A 17,698-nucleotide genomic window follows, 5' to 3' on the forward strand; every position below is an offset into this window, starting at 1 on the left:
CAAGGAGCCAGTTCATGAGCACCCCTGTGCGCGCCTTCGTAGTGAACACCCTCGAAACCATGAACCTCGACACGGCCGGGGTCACGGACGCCACCCCCATCGGCGACGACGGCCTGGAGCTGGAGTCGCTCACCACCGCCGAACTCGTCATGCAGGTCGAGGAGGAGTACGGGGTCAAGTTCTCCGACGAGGACGTCGAGGGCCTGCAGACCCTGACCATCGGCGAGTTCGTCGCCCAGGTCGAGCAGCGCCGGATCCAGGTCACGGCCCAGGCTGGCTCGGCGTGAGCGGCCGGTCCCCCGCCCCCGGCCGTCCGGAGGTGATCGCCCTGCTGGCCCAGCACGACGAGTGCGCCCCGGGCGACGTGGGCGAGCGGATCGACTCCCTGCAGCTGGCCTGGCTGGTGCACGTGGTCGAGGAGCGGTACGGCATCCGGATCGACCTCGACGAGGAGCTGGAGGCCATGGACACGGTCGACGGCGCCGTCGCGGTGCTGGCCGGCGCCCTGGCCGCCCCCGTGCCGGGCGGGAGCGGTTCGTGACCGGCGCGGACCTGGCGGACCGGGGTGACCGGACGGACCGGACGGTCGTCATCACCGGGCTCGGCGTCACCAGCGCCTTCGGCCGCGGCGAAGAGGCCCTCGGGCGGGGACTGGCCGCCTCCCGGGCCGCGTTCGGACCGGTCGGGCGGTTCGCCACGGACCGGTACCGCACCGGTGTCGCCGCCGTACTGCCGGGCTCGCCCGACCTGGACGAGGAGCTGCGCCGGGTCGTGGAGGAGGCCTGCGAGCAGGCCGGTCTGTCGTCGGCGGAGCGGGCGCAGGCTCCGCTCCTGCTGGGCCGGCACGCCGATCCGGCCGTGGCCCGCGGGCCGCTGGCCGTCCAGGGCAAGTCGGCGATCTCGGACACCGCGGCCGCCCTGGCGCGGGCCTGCGGGCTGCTCGGCGCGGCCCGGACCTACACCAACGCCTGTGTCGCCGCCAGTACGGCGGTCTCGGAGGCGGCCGTACGGATCCGCACGGGCCGGGAGGACCGCGTGGTCGTCTCCGCGGGCTACCTCGTGGACGAGGACAACTTCGCGCTGTTCTCCGCCGGCCGGGCGCTCTCCCCGGACGGCGTCCTGCGCTCCTTCAGCTCCGGCCGCAAGGGCCTGCTGCTCGGTGACGGCGTCGGCGCGGTGGTCCTGGAATCCGCGCAGGCAGCCGCCGCGCGCGGTGCCCGGCCGCTCGCGGTGCTGTCCGGCTGGGGCCTGGCCGGCGACGCCCACCACGTGTGCCGGCCGCACCCCGAGGGCCTGGGGATGGCGCGGGCCATCGGCGCCGCGCTGGACCGGGCCGGGCTGGCGCCCGCGGACATCGACTACGTCAACGCCCACGGCACCGGCACGCCCGCCAACGACTCCTCGGAGAGCGCCGCCCTGCGCCTCGCCCTCAGAGACGCGGTCGACGGCATCCCGGTGAGCTCCACGAAGTCCCTGCACGGGCACTCCCTGGAGGCGTCCGGAATGCTCGAGCTCGCCGTCACCCTGCTGGTCCTGCGCAGCGGGGAACTCCCCGTGAACGCAAACCACTTGGGGCCCGACGACGACTGCCGCCTGGACCTGGTCCTCGGCTCGCCCCGCCGGGTCTCCCCCCGGCACGTCCTCAGCCTGAACGCCGCTTTCGGCGGGGCCAACACCGCATTGGTGGTGAGCGCGCCATGACCCTGTCCCCCACCCTTTCCCCTGAGTACGCGGCTGCCGTGGAGGTCCTCGCGGAGGGCGTCTGGCCCGCCCCGGGCGACCCCGAACTGCCGGTTCCGCTGGCCGGTTTCGCCGTCTCCTCCTTCAGCCCGATGGCCTCGGCCGCCGCCGACCGCTGCCTGGAGCAGGTGTACGGGGCTCCGGGCGCGGCGGAGCCCGGCGCGGAGCCGGCCGGTCCCGGCGCGGCAGAGCTCGTACGACGGGCCGGGCGCACGGCGGTCGTGCTGGCCTCCCGGGGCGGCGACCTGGAGACGCACACGGCGACCGCGGTCGCCGTGGACGCCGGCCGGCCCGCGGCGCCCCTGCTGTTCTTCCAGTCCGTGCCCAACGCGGTGGTCGGTCACATCGCCAAGCGCTGGGGGCTGACCGGCCCGGTGATCTGCTTCAGCCCCGACGCGGCGACCGCCGATCCGCTGGGCGAGGCCCTGGACGTCACCCGCTTCCTGGTCGACGGGGGCGACGCCGACGAGGCGCTGGTGCTGCTCGTGGAGCAGGCCGGCCCGGACGGCGCGCCCGCGAACGCCCGCGCCCTGCTCGTACGGCCCGCGGCGCCGTCCGCCGGGGAGGAGTCGTGAGGAGCGGGCTCCGGGAGCAGTACGACGTCTGGGTCACCGGGATCGGACTGGTCACCCCGCTCGGGATCGGCGTACCGGCCTTCGTGGACGGGCTCGCGGCACAGCGCTCCGGGCTGCGCCGGCTGGAGGGCGAGGCCTGGGCCGCGACCGGCGCCGACGTGGCCGGGGTGGCCCCCGAGATCTCCGCCCTGGACCTGCTGCCGCGCACCGAGGCGCGCTCGGTCGACCGGTTCGTGCTCATGGCGCTGGCCGCCGCCGACGAGGCGCTCGGCGACGCCAAGCTGACGGTGGGCCAGGACGTGGCGGCGGACCGGGTGGCGGTGGTGGTCTCCACCGGCGCCGGCGGGCTCGCGACGTACGAGGAGCAGGCCGTGGCCCGCGCCTCGCGGGGCCGGGCCGCGGTCAGCCCGTACCTCCTCCCCGGCATGCTGCCCAACATGGCGGCGGCCCGCATCGCCATCCGCCACGGCGTCCGCGGGCTCAGCAGCTCCATCGCCACGGCCTGCGCGGCGGGGGCGATGTCGGTGGCCGAGGGACTGCGACTGATCCGCGAGGGCACCGCGGACGTGGTGATCTGCGGGGGCACCGACACCGCGCTCGCCCCTTCCGTGGCCACCTCCTTCGGCAACGCCCGCGCGCTGGCCCGCGCCGGGACGGGCGATCCGGCGGCGGCCAGCCGCCCGTTCGACCTGGACCGGAGCGGTTTCGTCCTCGCCGAGGGCGCCGGGATCCTCGTCCTGGAGCGGGCCGCCCACGCCCGCGCCCGCTCGGCGCACGCCTACGGGCGGGTCCTGGGCTGGGGCGCGACCAGCGACGCCCACCACCCGACCTCGCCCCGGCCCGACGGCGAGGGCGCGGCGGACGCCATGCGGCGTGCGCTGGCGGACGCGGGGCTGGCCCCCCGGGACATCGGCTACGTCAACGCCCACGGGACCGGCACCAAGGTGGGCGACCTGGCCGAGGCGCGGGCCGTCCGCTCGGTGTTCGGCGAGGACGGGCCGCCGGTCAGCTCGGTGAAGGGCGCCATCGGCCACCTCCTGGGCGCGGCGGGCGCGGTGGAGGCGGCGGCGACCGTACTCGCCCTGCACCACCGGAGCCTGCCGGCGACGGCCAACCTCGACCGGCCGGACCCGGCCTGCGCACTCGACCACGTCCGCGGCGCGCCCCGCGCGGCGGCGCCCGAGGCCGCGGTGTCCAACTCCTTCGCCTTCGGCGGCCACAACGTGAGCCTCGTGCTCGGCAGGGCCCCGGAGGCGGTCTGACCCGGCGCAGGACCCGGCACCGCAGGACCGACCGCACCCCCACCCGCTCCCACCCGCTCCCACCCGAAGGACGAGGACACCGTGACCAGTTCCGCCTCCCAGGCACCCGGACCGGCGGGCCCCGGCGAGCCCTCCGCCGACCTGCTGCGCCAGTTCTGGTGGCTGCACGACGCCCGCTGGTACCAGGGGGTCGCGCGGCGGTTCGGCCAGGACGCGGCGAACGAGGTCAACGCGGAGGCGATGCAGTTCGTCACCCGCCGGATCGCCTCCGCCTACGCACGGGATGAGGGGCTGGGCCCGGGGCTCTCCGCCGCCGAGCTGGCCACCGCGCTGACCGGCATCTCGGAGCTGATGACGGGGGACGCCGTGGAGGCCTCCAACAAGGTCACCGGCGAGGAGTCCTTCGAGACGGCGGTCACCCGCAACTTCGCCCTGGAGATGCTCGCGCGCGCCGGGACGCTGGAGGGCTACGAGTGTCCGTGCCCGCAGATGCGGGCGGGCTGGTTCGAGGGGCTGAAGACGGAGGTCAGCGACCACCGCGTGGAGTGCCTGCGCACCGGCGGCTCCGCCTGCCGCTTCCGTACGAGCACGGCGTCCGGCGCGACCGCCGCCCCCGATGCCGCCACCACTGCCAGCGCTGCCACTGCCGCCACCGTCCCCGGGAAGGAGACCCCGTGACCACGCCCGACTCCGGCGGCGCCCCCGCCGCGTACGTCACCAGCGCCATCGAGCAGTTCGCCGCCCGCGGCGAGGGCATCGCCCTGATCCACGGCGAGCGGTCCATGACCTTCGCCGAGCTGCTGTCCCTGGCCTACCGGACGGCCCGGGTCCTGCGGGACGCGGGCCTGGGCCGCGGGGACCGGCTCGTACTGCTGGCCGCCAACCCGATCGAGATGTCGGCGGTGGGCCTGGCCGCGCACCTGCTCGGCATCAGCTACACCCCGGTGTACGCGGCCGGCGGCGAGCAGGTCGCCGCGCACATCCTGCGCGACGCCGCCCCCGCGGCCGTGATCCTCGCCTGCGCCGGGCCGATCCTGCCCGGGCCGCGGATGGCCGAACTCGCCCGCGCCGCCGGGGTGAAGCGGCTGTTCGGCCTGGGCCCCGTCCTGGACCTGGACGTGACCGACCTGCTCGCGGCGGCCGCCGCCGAGTCGGACGCCCCGCTGCCGGTGGCGGCCCGGGAGGACGACGTCGCCCGGGTGCTGTACACCGGCGGCACCACCGGCCTGCCCAAGGGCGTCGTCTACACCTTCGGCGCGCTGACCGCGGCCGCCGGCGCCTGGGCGGGCGCGGCCCCGCCGCCGGGGCTGCGGTTCCTGGCCATGACCCCGATGGCGCACGCCGCCGGTGCGATCGCCTGCGGCCTGCTGCGCCACCACGTGAGCGTCGAGCTGTTCGACGAGTTCGACCCGGAGGCGCTCCTGGTGCGCATCGCCGAGGCCTCCGCCGAGCACCGGCCGGTCACCACGTACCTCTACCCGCCGTACCTGTACCGGCTGCTGGACCACCCCGGTCTGGCGGACACCGACCTCTCGGGGCTCGCGGCCGTGACCTACGGCAGCGCGCCCGTGACCCCGCACCGGCTCGCCCAGGCTGTGCGCAGCCTCGGACCCCGGCTGCGGCAGAGCTACGCCCTGACCGAGGCCATCGCGATCACCAGCCTGGGTCCCGAGGACCACGCGGCGGCCGCCGCGTCCCGGCCCGAACTGTTCGGCTCGGTCGGCCGCGCGGTGCCCGGGGTGTCCCTCCGGGTCACGGGCGGGGACGGCCGCGCGCTGGGGCCCCGTACGGAAGGAGCGGTCGAGGTGTCCGGGCCCACCGTGATGGCGGGCTACTGGCAGCGGCCCGACCTGAGCGGAGAGGTGCTGCGGGAGGGCTGGCTGAGCACGGGGGACCTCGGGGTGATCGACGAGGACGGCTACCTGTACCTGACCGGGCGGGCCAAGGACCTGGTCATCGTGGACGGGACCAACTGCTATCCGCAGGCCGTCGAGAACGTGCTGACGGCCCATCCGGACATCCGGCGCGCCGCCGTCATAGGGGTGCCCGACCCGCGCACGGGCGAGGCCCTGGTCGCCGTCTGCGTCGCCGGCACAGACGAGCGGCCCGGCCTCGTGGAGGAACTGCGCGCCTCGGTGCGCGGCGCCCTGGGCGCGGCGCACGTGCCCGGACGGTTCGAGTTCGTCACGGACATCCCCACGGCCTCGTACGGAAAGCCCGACAAGGCGGCGCTGCGGGCCCGCTTCTCGCCCATGGACCCGCCGAACCTGACAAGCCTGACGTCCTCCGGGAGCAACGGATGAACATCGAAGCCAAACCGTGGACCCGCCCCGCCGCGCCGCGGGGCCTGGAGGGCTGGCTCGAATCCCTCCGCGACCTGCTGGTGATCCCGCCGGAGCTGCGCGACGAGTGGGTGGAGCGGGACGCCGCGCTCGAACTGCTCCAGTGCGGGCCGGAGATCCTCGACGAGCTGCTGCGCGCGGGCCTGCCGCACGGCGGGACACCGGGGGCCGAGCGCTTCGACCGCTTCGACCTGGTGAACCTCGCGCTCTACTCCGGCTCCGGGACCTCCGTGCCCGAGAAGACGATGCGCTACGCCCTGCGCTGGATGCACGCCGATCCCGAGGCGCTGTTCCGGCCCCAGCGCTGGAACTACTCCGTCGCGCTGACCCCGCCGGCCGCCCACGGCCAGGGCGAACCGGAGCGCACCGACTGGAACCTGGCCACGCCCCACCCGGAGCTGAGCGGCGGCTGGACGGAGTCCCTGTCGATCGGGCCCGAGGGGGCCTCGCTCGGGGAGAAGGACATCACCGCGAGCGGCACGGCCGGGCTCACCGCCTCCGGGGTGCTCGTCACCTCCGGGGAGCGGCGGGAGATCGTCTCGGAGAAGCTGCGCGCGATCGTGACCTCGTACGGCCCCGACCGGTTCCGCTGGGGCCGGATGCCCGAGGAACTCCAGTGGCGCAAGGACGAGGTGCTGGCCCAGGGCTACGCCCCGTGCATCTCCGTCTGCCTGGAGCTGGCCGAGCGGTGCCGGGAGGCCGGCTTCGAGGCCCGTACCCGGCGCGGCTGGATCATGGGGATGCTCGACCTCGCCCATTCCTGGCTGGAGGTCGTGGACGAGGACGGCCTGGTCAAGAACGTGGACCCGGCCTTCGTCATCCTGGCCGACCACCACGCCGAGGCCCCGCACCCGGACATCGCGCAAGCCTTCACCGGCTCCCTGCTGAACCGGCTGCTGCCCACCGAACACCATGCGGACGAGCCGGTGAACGGGTACCGCCGCGGCGGCCTGTTCGCCCACCCGCGCCACCAGACCGACATCCAGCTCTCGGCGGAGCAGCCCGCTCCGCGCGAGAGCGCCGTGGCCGCCAACGGCTCCGGCAACTGAGAGGGGAAAAGGATCCGATGAGCACGCCCGTGCTGCAGGCCGACGCGCAGTTGCAGTCCATACTCGACCGGCTCGTGTCGATGTCCGAGCGCGACCACTACGACCCGTACACGATGTTCGACTGGCCCGAGACGCTGCCCGAGGACCAGTACTGGATGTCCCCGGAGCTGCTGTCCATCCACGGGACCAAGGTGGCCGAGTCGTTCACCGAGGAGCAGAAGTGGGCGATCAGCAAGTGGGAGAGCGTCAACTTCTACAGCCTGAACGTCGACGGCATCCGTGAGCTGATCACCGAGATCATCGCGCGGATCCACACGAAGGACTTCGCCCTCTCCTCCGAGTACTTCCACCACATGATCGGCGAGGAGAACTCGCACATGTGGTTCTTCGCCCGGTTCTGCCTGCTCTACGGCGGCAAGGTCTACCCGGACAAGGGCGTCCAGCTGGAGATGAAGTCCGAGGGCGAGTCCGCCCACTTCCTCGTCTTCGCGCGACTCCTGCTCTTCGAAGAGGTCGTCGACTTCTTCAACAAGAAGATGGGCGACGACGACCGGCTGCACCCCACGATCCGCAAGATCAACGCGATCCACCACCAGGACGAGTCCCGGCACGTCGCCTTCGGCCGGCAGATCGTCTCGCACCTGCACCGCCAGCTGCGGGAGAAGCTGAGCACGGAGGAGCTGGCCGAGCTGGAGCTGTACCTCAAGCGGTACCTGCGCAAGTCCGTGGACGGGCTGGTGAACCCGGCGGCCTTCAAGGACGCGGGCATCCCGAACCCCTACCAGGTGCGCAACGAGGTGCTGGCCGACCCGGCCTTCCACGAGCTGGAGCGCAAGATGCTCAAGCGCTCGATGAGCTTCCTCGTGAACGAGGGCATCTTCACCGACGACGTTCTGCCGCGCTCATGAGCACCGTGACCGGCTTCGACGCCGTGATCCAGTACCTGCTGACCAAGCGGCCGGACCTGACCTCGATCGATCCGGACCTCGACCTGGTCGAGAACCGGATCCTCGACTCCCTCGGCTTCGTCAACTTCCTCTACGTGCTGGAGGAGCAGACGGGTGAAGAGATCTTGATGGAGAACGTCACCCCGTCGGATTTTCGTACGATCAACTCGATTCGAAAGAGGTTCTTCAATGAGTAGTCCGGAGGCAGGCCGTACCCCTTCCACCCGCGGCGGTCTCGCCACCCTCGGGCCGGGTGCGCTGAGGCTCCGGGCCACGCTGGAAGGCGTGTTCACCGGCTGGGCGGCCGAGGTCGGCGCCGACGCGGTGCAGTACCCGCCCCTGATGCGGGTCGAGGACCTGCACCGGCTGGACTACTTCCAGAACTTCCCGCAGCTGGCGATCCTGGGAGCGGCCCTGACGGAGGAGGCCGCTCCGGAGTACGCGACGGGCGGCCCGCGAGAGGCATCCCTGCCTGCGGGGCACCTCACCGAGGCCTCGTACGCGCTGCCTTCGGCGGCCTGCTACAACGTCTACCTCGATCTGGCGGGTCGCACGCTGACGGAAGGTCCCCACAAGGTGACCACCGTGGCCACCTGCTTCCGCCGCGAGACGCACTACGACGCGCTGCGCCGGCTGCTGGGCTTCAGCATGCGGGAGATCGTGTGCGTCGGCACCAAGGACGAGGTCCTGGCCCACCTGGAGCTGTTCCGGAAGAAGATCACGGGCTACCTGTCGGAGCTCGGGCTGCCGGTGGAGATCGAGGCCGCCTCCGACCCGTTCTTCGACGCGAGTGCGGGACGCGCGCTGATGGCCCAGCTCTTCCCGGTGAAGGAGGAGTTCGTCTTCGACGGTTCGCTGGCGATCGGCTCGCTCAACTTCCACCGCAACTTCTTCGGCGAGCGCTGCGAGATCCGCACCGCGGACGGCGAGCCCGCCTTCACCGGGTGCGTGGCCTTCGGCCTGGAGCGCTGGATCAGCGCGCTCACCTCGCACTTCGGCCTGACCGAGGACGAGCTGGCCGACCGGGTGCTGGCGGCCGGCCGGCCGTGACGCGGAGCGGATCGGACGGTGCGGCGGCGGCGACCATGGCCGCCCCGGCGGGGTGGATCGCCTCGGCCGGGCAGGTCGCCGCGGGCCCCGGTGGCGTACGCGCCTGGTGGGCCGACGGGCGCGGTCTGCCGGCGGACACGGTGGCGGAGCTGGCTGCCGCGCTGCCCCCGCACGAACGCGCCCGCTACGAGGCCGTCTCCGATCCGCTGGGCCGAGCCGAGTTCGTCCTGGCCCGGTACGTGCTGCGCAGCGTGCTGGGGCGGATGCTCGGGCGACCGCCCGCCCGCGTAGGCGTGGCCCTGGACCGGGCCGGACGGCCGTGGGTGACGGATGCCCCGGGGGTGGACGTGAGCATCGCGCACGCCGCCGGTGTGGTCGCCGTCGCCGTGGGCACCGGGCTCGCGCCCGGGACCCGGATCGGTGTGGACGTCGAGGAGGTCCGTACGGTCCCCCGGGCCGGGGAGCTGGCCCGGCGGCTGTTCTCCCCCGCCGAACGCGCCCGCCTCGGCCTCGCCTCGGGCCTGGCCGGGGACCTGCTGTGGCTGGACGTCTGGACCAGGCGGGAGGCGTACGTGAAGGCCGTGGGCACCGGAGTGCGCTCCCTGGCCGGGGCTCCGGACCAGGACGTCGGCCACCGCTGGCAACCGCTGCGGCTGCCGCGGGGATTCACCGGGGGCCTGGTGGTTGTTGAACCCGGCTGACCGGCCCGCTCCCTCCTCTCTTTCCCATCCCACCGTTCGAGTCGCACTTTCCAAGGAGCAGTTCCATGACTGAGAACACCGCCGCACAGCTCGCCGTCACCGCGGTGGGCGGCCCCACCGTGGTCATCGACCTGGGCGGGCTGCGGTTCGTGACGGACCCGACCTTCGACGCCGCCGGTTCCTCCTACGAGCTCGGACCGGTCGCCCTGCACAAGGTGGCGGACCCGGCGCTGACCACCGACCAGCTGGGCCCGGTCGCGGCCGTCCTGCTGTCGCACGACCAGCACCCCGACAACCTCGACGGGGCCGGGCGCGCCTTCCTCAAGGAGGTCGCGCTGGTGCTCACCACCGAGCAGTCCGCGGAGCGCGTCGGCGGCACCGGGCTGGCGCCGTGGGCCGAGCACGTACTGGAGCGCCCGGACGGCGGCCGCCTCGTGGTCACGGCCGTCCCGGCGCAGCACGGTCCGGCCGGGACCGAGCCGATGCTCGGCGCCGTCACCGGCTTCCTGCTGAGCGGCGAGGGCCTGCCGACCGTGTACGTCAGCGGCGACAACGTCTCCCTGGAGCCGGTGCAGGCCCTGGCGGAGCGCCTCGGCGGGGCCGGCGTCGACCTGGCGGTGCTGCACGTGGGCGCGGCGCAGCTCGCCCCGTTCGGCCCGACGCTGCTCTCGCTGACCTCCGAGCAGGCGGTGGAGGTGGCCGAGCTGCTGGGCGCCCGCAAGGTGCTCGCCGTGCACCAGGACGGCTGGCAGCACTTCACGGAGGGTCAGGACACCGTCAGCGCCGCCTTCGAGAAGGCGGGTTCGGCCCAGCGCCTGGTGGTTCCCGAGGCGGGCAGCAGCTTCGCGCTCTGACCCGCGGGGCGGGGAAGGGGTGGTGCCCCGGGCCGCGCGTGCGGCCCGGGGCGCCACCCCTTCGTACTGCGGTCCTGCGGTCCTGCGGTCAGGCGCCCATCGCGTGGTGTCCCCCGTCGACGTGGACGATCTCGCCCGTGGTCGCCGGGAACCAGTCGGAGAGCAGCGCGGCGCAGGCCCGTGCCGTGGACTCCGTCTCGGTGATGTTCCAGCCCAGCGGTGCCTTCGCCGCCCAGTCGTCCTGGGTGCGGGCCAGGCCCGGGATGGCCTTCCCGGCGGTGGTCCGCAGGGGGCCGGCCGCCACCAGGTTCGACCTGATGCCGAGCGGGCCCGCCTCCCTCGCGAGGTAGCGGTTGGCGGACTCCAGGGAGGCCTTGGCCACGCCCATCCAGTCGTAGCCCGACCAGGCCTTCGTGGCGTCGAAGGTGAGTCCGACCACCGAGCCGCCGCTGCCCATGAGCGGGAACAGCGCCTTGGCGAGGGAGACGTAGGAGTAGGCGGAGGTGTGGACGGCGGTGGACACGTCCTCCCAGGGAGCGGTGAGGAATCCGCCGAGGCAGCTCGGCGGGGCGAAGGCGATGGAGTGCAGTACTCCGTCGACCCCGCCGAGGTGCTCGCCCACCAGCTCCGGGAGGCGGGAGAGGTGCCCGGGATCGGTCACGTCCAGTTCCACGACCGGCGGCTTCTCGGGCAGCCGGCGGGAGACCAGTTCGACCAGGGACAGCCGGCCGTATCCGGTGAGGACGATCCGGGCGCCCTGTTGCTGGGCGATCCGGGCGGCCGCGAACGCGATCGACCGTTCGGTGATCACTCCGGTGATGACGAGCCGCTTGCCGGCGAGCAGGCCGCCGGTGGCGGGAGGCGCGGTGACGGGCAGCTCGGTGACGGGAGGCGCGGTGACGGGAGGCGTCGTGGTCATGGGATCAGTGCCCCATTCCCAAGCCGCCGTCCACGGGCACGACCGCGCCCGTGACGTAGCCGGCCCGCTCCCCCGTGAGCCAGGCCACGGTGTCGGCCACGTCCTCGGGTCGGCCCGCCCGTCCCGCCGGGATCTCCGCCAGGTGCGTGCTCTTGCGGGTTCCGGCCAGGGCGGCGGTCATGTCGGTCTCGATCAGGCCGGGCGCCACCACGTTCACGGTGATGCCGGACGTCGCGACCTCGCGGGCGAGCGAGCGCGCCATGCCGACCATGCCTGCCTTGCTGGCGGCGTAGTTGACCTGGCCCTGGTTCCCGCGCAGTCCGGCGACGGAGGACACGAAGACGATCCGCCCCCACCGGCCGCGCAGCATTTTGGGCAGGGCCCGCCGGGCACAGCGCCAGCCGCCGGTGAGATTGGTGTCGATGACCCGGGAGAATTGCTCTTCCTGCATCCGCAGCATGGCCCGGTCCTCGGTGATGCCGGCATTGGATACGAGAATCTCCACCGGGCCGAGTTCGGCCTCGACCGCAGTGAATGCGGCGTCGACCTGTTCCGGGTCGGACACATCGCAGCGAACGGCGAGGAACTTGCCGTCCGGTGGTTCGCTCCGGTAGGTGACGGCAACCCGGTCACCACGTCCGAGGAATTCCTCGGCAATGGCCAACCCGATTCCCCTGTTTCCTCCCGTGACCAGCACCGTGCGTGGCAACGAAACTCTCCGTTCCTCTCGATTTCCTCGCGGGTCGGTCAATCGAAGCAGCCGGCTCGGTGATCAGCCCTGAATGGTGGTGCTCTGGAATTCCTTCATGTAGTAGGTGTTCCCGACGCGGACCGCCGTCCAGGAGACGATGATGCGCTGGCCGATCGGCACCTGCTCCGGCTCGGTGTAGGTGTCGCCGGGCTTGAGCAGCCCGCCGAGCCCGTCGATCACGGCCGTGGAGCTGGACAGGCAGCGCACGCTGAGCGGCTTGCCGATCATCCGGGTGCCGGCGAGGGGACCGGCGAAGGCGCCCTGGTAGAAGGACTGGATCGCGGTCCGGCTGGTGAGGTAGGCGCCGTTGCTCGGAATCATGTGCCCGTCCGTCGTGAACTGGGCGGCGACTCCGGCAGCGTCTCCGTTGTTCCATGCGGCGAAAAGCCGGTGCGGGACATCGGTGATGGCGGTCTGCGTCGGCGAACACACCGGACCGAACAGGGAATCCTGTGCGGGCTCTTCGACGGCGTTCGCCGCGGTGGCCACTCCGGCGAGCAGCATCAGGGAAACGGCGGGAATCGCAATGCGACGGGCAAGTCTCACGAAATCTCCATTGACTGGCGATCGGAAGTTCTTGGCCAGTCTAGGGACGCTCGGGATGTCTGAAAAGTTTTCCCTCGGCGCGATCAGGAATTCAAATGATGCAGAATGTGAATCGTCCGGAATTCACCTTTCCGTTTCCGCTTCGCCCGTTTCCGCTTCGTCCGTCTCCGCCTTCTCCACGCGGACGGGCACCCCGTTGAAGACGGCCGTGCCGGAGAGCGGGTCGACGACCGAGCTGTCGGTGAGCGCGTTCATGCTCACCCCCGGCTGGGTGGCCGCGTGGGCCAGTCGGCTGCCCTTGCGCCCGTGCCCCCAGCCGTACGGGAGGCTCAGTACGCCCGCGCGCAGCCGGTCGGTGGGCTCCACCGGCACCACCACCTCGCCGCTCCGGCCCCGGACTCGGACCAGGTCTCCGGCGGTGACGCCCAGGCGCTCGGCGTCTCCCGTGCTGATCTCCAGGGCGCAGCGGTTGGTCCCGCCGGACAGGGTCGCGATGTTGTGCGACCAGCTGTTGACGGACTTCAGCTGGCGGCGGGAGATGAGCACGAACCCGCCGCCGTCCAGCTCCCGCATCCGTGCGTCGAGCCGCGGCAGGTCCCCGGTGATGGCGGGCGGGCACAGTTCCACCAGGCCGGAGGCGGTCATCACGACCTCCTTGCGGCGGGGCCGCAGCGGCCCGAGGTCGATGCCGTTCGGGGTCTCCTTGAGCAGGGCCAGGTTCAGGCCGTCGGGGCGCTTGCCGAACAGGTCGCCGGCGGGTCCCAGGCGGAGCATCAGGTCGAGCCGCCGCTCCAGTGCGTTGTCCCCGGTCAGTTCCCGCTTGAGTGCGGCCGGTTCGCGCCCGTGCAGGGGCGCCCCCGGGCGGCCGGAGGCGGCCCTCAGGGTCAGGTCGGTCAGCGCCTCGTCCACGCTGTCCGGGTCCCCGTCCGCGCTCTTGCCCGAGGCGATGAGGACCAGCCGGGCCAGGATCTCCGCCTCGCTGGGGCGCCCGGGCGCAAGGGCCCGTACGGGCGGCGAGAAGCGGGCGTTGCGACGGACGGAGCGACCGGCCAGGACCACGTCGTAGTGGGGTGATTCCAGGGCGCTCGGCGGCGGCAGGATGACGGACGCGTGGCGGGTGGTCTCGTTCAGGTAGGGGTCGACGCAGACCATGAAGTCCAGGCCGGGCAGGGCCCGGTCCAGCCGCTCGCCCTGCGGCGAGGCGAGGACCAGGTTCCCGGCGATGCACAGCAGGGCCCGTACCTGCCCCTCGCCGGGGGTCTCGATCTCGTCCGCGAGGGTCGCGGTGGGAAGCTCGCCGTTGGCTTCCGGCAGTCCGCGGACCCTGCTGTGCCAGCGTCCGGTGCGGAACGGCTCGGCGGGGCGGCGGGTGGCGTGCGGGGCCTCGCCGAAGAGCACTCCGCCGGGGCGGTCGAAGTTCCCGGTGATGATGTTGACCACGTCCACCAGCCAGCTGGTGAGCGTGCCGAACTCCGTGGTGCAGGTGCCCAGTCGTCCGTACACGGCGGCCGTCGGTGCCGCGGCCAGTTCGCGCGCGAGCGTGCGGATGGTCCCCGGGGGGACCCCGCAGGCGTCCGCGACGTCTTCCGCGGCGAACCCCTTGACCTGGACGGCCAGCTCGTCGAAGCCGGCGAAGCCGGAGCCGGGGTCGGTCGCCAGGCCCTCGTCGAACAGCGTGTGTGCGATGCCGAGCAGGAGCAGGGCGTCGGTGCCCGGGCGGATCGGGACGTGTTCGTCCGCGAGGTCCGCGGTGCGGGTGCGGCGCGGGTCGACGACGACGAGGCGCCCGCCGCGCGCCCGCAGCGCCTTGAGGCGGCCCGGCAGGTCGGCGACGGTCCACAGGCTGCCGTTGGACTCCATGGGGTTGGCGCCCAGGACCAGCAGGTGGTCGGTGCGGTCGATGTCCGGCAGCGGGAAGGCGAGCGGGTCTCCGTACATCCATCCGCAGGCCACGCTCTTGGGCATGGTGTCGAGGGTGGTGGAGGAGTAGATGTTCCGCGTGCCGAGCCGTTCGCGCAGGACCAGCATGTAGAGCGGCAGGGCCAGCGTGTGGATGACCGGGTTGCCCATGTAGAGGGCCACGGCGTCCTTGCCGTGCTGCTCGCTCACCCCCCGCAGACCGCGCTCGACGGCGGCGAAGGCCTCGGCCCAGCCCACCTCGTCGAAGCCGCCGTCGGGGCGGCGCACCAGCGGGGCGGTCAGCCGGTCGGGGTCGCTGTCGAAGCGGCCCAGGGAGGCGCCCTTCGGGCAGACGTACCCCTTGCTGAAGACGTCGTCCCGGTTCCCCTTGACGCGGGTGACGACCTCGTCCGACAGGGTGATGCTCAATCCGCACGTCGCCTCGCACAACGGGCACACCCGTGTCGCTGTTCGCTCCAACACCGGCCGCTCCCACACCACTTGATCAACTGCGCGCAGTGTAGTCACGGGGGCCCGGGCTGTCCCGCGTTCTATCGCCCGTGGAAGCCGACGGCCCGGCGCGGGGAGGGGCGCGGCGCCGGGAGGGGCCTGCGCCGGGAGGGCGCGGCGGGTCAGAGGCCGGCGAGGAACTCCCGGACGGCCGCGGCGAAGCCCTCCGGGTCGCCCAGCTGCACGAAGTGGTCGGTGTCCAGGGCGCGGGACACGGTGCCGGGGCGCCGGGTGGTCATCTCCCGGGCCAGTTCGGCGGACACGACCTGGCTGCGCAGGCCGTGGACCAGCAGCGCGGGGCAGTCGGTCGCGAGCCACTGCTTCCAGTGGTCCCCGTGGACCAGGTGCTCGGAGTCGATGGTGTCCTGGGGGTGGAACGGCAGCCGCCAGCCGGCTCCCCCGGGCAGCGGGCGCAACGCCGGGGCGAGGGCGGGGGCGAGCGGACCGCAGCCGGCGAGGAGCTCCTCGCGGGTCGCAGCGGCGTAGGGGAAGTTCCGTACGAAGCCCAGGGGGCTGGTGCCGTCGTCGGGAAGCTCGGCGGGGGCGTCGACGTCGACGAGGGCCGCGACCAGCTCCGGGTGTGCGGCGGCCAGGTGGTAGCCGTTGATCCCGCCGAGGGAGTGGCCGAGGACGACGGTGCGGTCGATCCCGAGGTGGGCGAGGAGGGCGACCAGGTCGGCGAGGTAGCCGGCGCGGGTGTACTCCGCGGCGCGGTCGGAGTCACCGTGGCCGCGCTGGTCGGGCGCGATCACCCGCCACTCGGGGCCGAGGGCGGCGGCCAGGGCGGCGAAGGAGGAGCCCTCGGAGAGGTGGCCGTGCAGGGCGAGGAGGGGGCGGCCGGCGCCGCCGAAGTCCAGGTAGGACAGGGCACGGCCGTCGATGGTCAGGGCGGAACGGGTGGGCTGGGCGGTGGCGTTCGTCATGGTGGTTCCCCCTGGCTGTGGTGTCGGTGCGGGTGCCGGTCCGACCCCGCACCAGAAATATACAACCGTCTAAGACGAATGTTCAATACGCTTGTATAGATCCTTCGAATTGGCGCGACACGGAGGGGAGGGCTCTGGAACGCTGCGGCCATGACCTTCGTACTCGATGGACCGGTCCTGGACGGCGAACTCGTGCGCCTGGAGCCGCTGGAGCACCGCCACGCGGCGGACCTGGCCGTGGCGGCCGAAGAGGACCGCAGCCCCTACGGGTTCACGTGGGTGCCCACCGCAGACCGGGTCGGGGCGTACATCGACGCCCAGCTCGCCCGCCGCGACACGGGCACACTGGCCCCGTACGCGCAGGTGGAGCGGGCGTCGGGGCGGGCGGTCGGGGCCACCGCCTTCTGGGACCCCCGGCCGCGGCCGACGACCGGGGAGGGCTTGTACGCGATCGAGGTCGGCTACACCTGGCTCGCGGCTTCGGCCCAGGGCTCGGGGGTGAACACCGAAGCCAAGTACCTGCTGTTCCGGCACGCCTTCGAGAACTGGGGCGTGGCCCGGCTCGACCTGAAGACGGATGCCCGCAACGCCCGTTCGCGCGCCGCGATCGAGAGGGTCGGCGCACGCTTCGAGGGCGTGCTCCGCAACTGGTCCCGCTCATGGGCCCCGGGCGAGGACGGCCTGCTCCGCGACTCGGCGATGTACTCGATCACCGCGGCGGAGTGGCCCGACTGCCGGTCGGAGCTGGAGGCGCGGATCGCGGGGTCGGTGCGGCGGGCCTCGCCCTGTCACTGACGCGGGACGGCTATGCCCGCCGCGCGCAGGTTCGCCTCGACCAGTGCGTTCAGCCGGGCGATGGACGGTGACTGGTCCTCCCGGTGGTGATTGACCACGGCGTACCGGGAGGCGTCGTCGGACCGGTCGCCGAACCCGGTCGGCATGGCCAGCAGCGCGCGGTCGGCCAGCAGTTTGCCGGCCAGGGCGGAGGCCAGCTCCTCGATCCGCGGGTCGCCGGGATCCCAGGACCTCGCCTCCCAACCGCGCTTGGTCAGCTCGACGGACTCGGGGTCGCGGAGCGCGTGTTCGAGCCGGGTCAGGAAGCTGTCGAAGATCTCCGGGACCAGTGCCTTGGCAAGTACCAGGGCTTCCCGTTGACCGGCCACGTAGTCGGGGCCGAAGCCGAGTGCGTCGAGTCGTTCCAGGACCGCGCAGGCCCGGTCGGGCAGCAGGGCCCGGTCGCCGTGGGTGAGCCGGTGCAGCCTGTCGCGGCGCGCGGTCAGGTCGTCGATCCGTTCGGTGAGCTGGTGGCGGACGTCGTCCAGGGTGGCGGCGAACGTCTCGGGATCGGTGTCGAGCAGGTCGCCGATCTCGGCCAGCGGCACACCGGCCGCGGCCAGGGTCCGGACCTGGACCAGCCGGAACAGTTCGCCCGATCGGTAGCGGCGGTAGCCGGAGCCGTCGCGTTCCGGCTCGGCGAGCAGACCGAGCCGGTGATAGTGCCGCACGGTCTTGATCGTGACGCCGGCGAACGCCGCCGCCTGGCCGATCGTGAGTCCCTCTGCCATCAGCTCGGCGCACCTCCCGAGCGAGGATAGCCCGGCAGCGACTTGACCTTGACCCTGGGTCAAGG

At 73.0% G+C, this 17,698-nt stretch carries 20 protein-coding genes; 14 read left to right on the forward strand and 6 right to left on the reverse strand.

The genetic code is table 11. The features are described from left to right. Positions 1-14 precede the first annotated feature (14 nt). The 13 genes from ACFRU2_RS30370 (at position 15) to ACFRU2_RS30430 (ending at position 10,520) form a co-directional block, all read left to right on the forward strand. Complete coding sequence (locus ACFRU2_RS30370) at positions 15-287, forward strand: acyl carrier protein (RefSeq protein WP_382978035.1); 273 nt, start codon at positions 15-17, stop codon at positions 285-287. Continuing rightward, positions 284-541 carry an acyl carrier protein gene (locus ACFRU2_RS30375; RefSeq protein ID WP_250745326.1) on the forward strand — a complete coding sequence of 86 codons (258 nt, stop codon included), beginning with the start codon at positions 284-286 and terminating at the stop codon, positions 539-541. Before ACFRU2_RS30370 ends, ACFRU2_RS30375 begins: the two co-directional genes overlap by 4 nt. Beyond that, the gene (locus ACFRU2_RS30380) at positions 538-1,701 is read left to right on the forward strand and encodes a beta-ketoacyl-[acyl-carrier-protein] synthase family protein (RefSeq protein WP_382978037.1); all 1,164 of its coding nucleotides are present in this window, start codon (positions 538-540) and stop codon (positions 1,699-1,701) included. The genes ACFRU2_RS30375 and ACFRU2_RS30380 overlap by 4 nt, the downstream gene beginning before the upstream one ends. After that, a complete protein-coding gene (locus tag ACFRU2_RS30385; RefSeq protein ID WP_382978039.1) occupies positions 1,698-2,315 on the forward strand; it encodes a hypothetical protein in 618 nt (205 codons plus the stop codon). The genes ACFRU2_RS30380 and ACFRU2_RS30385 overlap by 4 nt, the downstream gene beginning before the upstream one ends. Next, positions 2,312-3,577, forward strand: a complete 1,266-nt coding sequence (locus tag ACFRU2_RS30390) for a beta-ketoacyl-[acyl-carrier-protein] synthase family protein (RefSeq protein WP_382978040.1) — start codon at positions 2,312-2,314, stop codon at positions 3,575-3,577. Before ACFRU2_RS30385 ends, ACFRU2_RS30390 begins: the two co-directional genes overlap by 4 nt. Positions 3,578-3,658: 81 nt before the next feature. Next, entirely contained in the window at positions 3,659-4,255 is a 597-nt protein-coding gene (locus ACFRU2_RS30395; RefSeq protein WP_382978042.1) for an L-2-amino-thiazoline-4-carboxylic acid hydrolase, read from the forward strand. Further along, entirely contained in the window at positions 4,252-5,880 is a 1,629-nt protein-coding gene (locus ACFRU2_RS30400; protein ID WP_382978044.1) for an AMP-binding protein, read from the forward strand. Before ACFRU2_RS30395 ends, ACFRU2_RS30400 begins: the two co-directional genes overlap by 4 nt. Then, on the forward strand, positions 5,877-6,968 hold the full coding sequence (locus ACFRU2_RS30405) for a hypothetical protein (protein ID WP_382978047.1): 1,092 nt from the start codon (positions 5,877-5,879) through the stop codon (positions 6,966-6,968). The genes ACFRU2_RS30400 and ACFRU2_RS30405 overlap by 4 nt, the downstream gene beginning before the upstream one ends. Positions 6,969-6,985: 17 nt before the next feature. Then, on the forward strand, positions 6,986-7,876 hold the full coding sequence (locus tag ACFRU2_RS30410) for a diiron oxygenase (protein WP_382978049.1): 891 nt from the start codon (positions 6,986-6,988) through the stop codon (positions 7,874-7,876). Then, positions 7,873-8,112, forward strand: coding sequence for an acyl carrier protein (locus tag ACFRU2_RS30415; RefSeq protein ID WP_274553427.1), 240 nt, complete (start codon positions 7,873-7,875; stop codon positions 8,110-8,112). Before ACFRU2_RS30410 ends, ACFRU2_RS30415 begins: the two co-directional genes overlap by 4 nt. Next, entirely contained in the window at positions 8,105-8,965 is an 861-nt protein-coding gene (locus ACFRU2_RS30420) for an aminoacyl--tRNA ligase-related protein (RefSeq protein ID WP_382978051.1), read from the forward strand. The genes ACFRU2_RS30415 and ACFRU2_RS30420 overlap by 8 nt, the downstream gene beginning before the upstream one ends. After that, positions 8,962-9,666, forward strand: a complete 705-nt coding sequence (locus tag ACFRU2_RS30425; protein WP_382978053.1) for a 4'-phosphopantetheinyl transferase family protein — start codon at positions 8,962-8,964, stop codon at positions 9,664-9,666. Before ACFRU2_RS30420 ends, ACFRU2_RS30425 begins: the two co-directional genes overlap by 4 nt. Before the next feature lie 65 nt (positions 9,667-9,731). Continuing rightward, complete coding sequence (locus tag ACFRU2_RS30430; protein WP_382978054.1) at positions 9,732-10,520, forward strand: MBL fold metallo-hydrolase; 789 nt, start codon at positions 9,732-9,734, stop codon at positions 10,518-10,520. An 88-nt stretch (positions 10,521-10,608) separates the two neighbouring features. Here the strand turns inward: ACFRU2_RS30430 and fabI are convergent, their stop codons facing one another. The 5 genes from fabI to ACFRU2_RS30455 form a co-directional block, all read right to left on the reverse strand. Further along, positions 10,609-11,439 carry an enoyl-ACP reductase FabI gene (fabI, locus tag ACFRU2_RS30435; protein ID WP_382978056.1) on the reverse strand — a complete coding sequence of 277 codons (831 nt, stop codon included), beginning with the start codon at positions 11,437-11,439 and terminating at the stop codon, positions 10,609-10,611. A 4-nt stretch (positions 11,440-11,443) separates the two neighbouring features. Then, positions 11,444-12,148, reverse strand: a complete 705-nt coding sequence (fabG, locus tag ACFRU2_RS30440) for a 3-oxoacyl-ACP reductase FabG (RefSeq protein WP_382978300.1) — start codon at positions 12,146-12,148, stop codon at positions 11,444-11,446. Between the two features lie 63 nt (positions 12,149-12,211). Then, positions 12,212-12,736: an SgcJ/EcaC family oxidoreductase gene (locus tag ACFRU2_RS30445; protein ID WP_382978058.1), complete on the reverse strand. Its 525-nt coding sequence runs from the start codon at positions 12,734-12,736 to the stop codon at positions 12,212-12,214. A 123-nt stretch (positions 12,737-12,859) separates the two neighbouring features. Next, positions 12,860-15,115 carry a molybdopterin-dependent oxidoreductase gene (locus ACFRU2_RS30450; protein ID WP_382978302.1) on the reverse strand — a complete coding sequence of 752 codons (2,256 nt, stop codon included), beginning with the start codon at positions 15,113-15,115 and terminating at the stop codon, positions 12,860-12,862. Positions 15,116-15,267: 152 nt separating this feature from the next. Further along, on the reverse strand, positions 15,268-16,068 hold the full coding sequence (locus ACFRU2_RS30455) for an alpha/beta fold hydrolase (protein WP_382978060.1): 801 nt from the start codon (positions 16,066-16,068) through the stop codon (positions 15,268-15,270). Between the two features lie 150 nt (positions 16,069-16,218). Here ACFRU2_RS30455 and ACFRU2_RS30460 point away from each other — a divergent pair, with 150 nt between their 5' ends. Continuing rightward, positions 16,219-16,863, forward strand: a complete 645-nt coding sequence (locus ACFRU2_RS30460) for a GNAT family N-acetyltransferase (protein WP_382978061.1) — start codon at positions 16,219-16,221, stop codon at positions 16,861-16,863. Here the strand turns inward: ACFRU2_RS30460 and ACFRU2_RS30465 are convergent. Continuing rightward, positions 16,857-17,633, reverse strand: coding sequence for a MerR family transcriptional regulator (locus ACFRU2_RS30465; protein ID WP_382978063.1), 777 nt, complete (start codon positions 17,631-17,633; stop codon positions 16,857-16,859). The two genes, ACFRU2_RS30460 and ACFRU2_RS30465, sit on opposite strands and share 7 nt — an antisense overlap. Between the last annotated feature and the right edge of the window lie 65 nt (positions 17,634-17,698).

Origin of the sequence: Streptomyces sp. NPDC056883 (assembly GCF_042788835.1) — a bacterium.
In the GTDB taxonomy this organism is placed as follows: Bacteria; Actinomycetota; Actinomycetes; order Streptomycetales; family Streptomycetaceae; genus Streptomyces; species Streptomyces stoeckheimensis.

What these genes read in the sequence shown, in the direction of transcription:
- ACFRU2_RS30410 (WP_382978049.1), top strand. Translation starts at nt 6,986, where the DNA reads ATGAGCACGCCCGTGCTGCAGGCCGACGCGCAGTTGCAGTCCATACTC.
- fabI (WP_382978056.1), bottom strand. Translation starts at nt 11,439, where the DNA reads ATGACCACGACGCCTCCCGTCACCGCGCCTCCCGTCACCGAGCTGCCC.
- ACFRU2_RS30415 (WP_274553427.1), top strand. Translation starts at nt 7,873, where the DNA reads ATGAGCACCGTGACCGGCTTCGACGCCGTGATCCAGTACCTGCTGACC.
- ACFRU2_RS30420 (WP_382978051.1), top strand. Translation starts at nt 8,105, where the DNA reads ATGAGTAGTCCGGAGGCAGGCCGTACCCCTTCCACCCGCGGCGGTCTC.
- ACFRU2_RS30405 (WP_382978047.1), top strand. Translation starts at nt 5,877, where the DNA reads ATGAACATCGAAGCCAAACCGTGGACCCGCCCCGCCGCGCCGCGGGGC.
- ACFRU2_RS30370 (WP_382978035.1), top strand. Translation starts at nt 15, where the DNA reads ATGAGCACCCCTGTGCGCGCCTTCGTAGTGAACACCCTCGAAACCATG.
- ACFRU2_RS30465 (WP_382978063.1), bottom strand. Translation starts at nt 17,633, where the DNA reads ATGGCAGAGGGACTCACGATCGGCCAGGCGGCGGCGTTCGCCGGCGTC.
- ACFRU2_RS30455 (WP_382978060.1), bottom strand. Translation starts at nt 16,068, where the DNA reads ATGACGAACGCCACCGCCCAGCCCACCCGTTCCGCCCTGACCATCGAC.
- ACFRU2_RS30430 (WP_382978054.1), top strand. Translation starts at nt 9,732, where the DNA reads ATGACTGAGAACACCGCCGCACAGCTCGCCGTCACCGCGGTGGGCGGC.
- ACFRU2_RS30460 (WP_382978061.1), top strand. Translation starts at nt 16,219, where the DNA reads ATGACCTTCGTACTCGATGGACCGGTCCTGGACGGCGAACTCGTGCGC.
- ACFRU2_RS30385 (WP_382978039.1), top strand. Translation starts at nt 1,698, where the DNA reads ATGACCCTGTCCCCCACCCTTTCCCCTGAGTACGCGGCTGCCGTGGAG.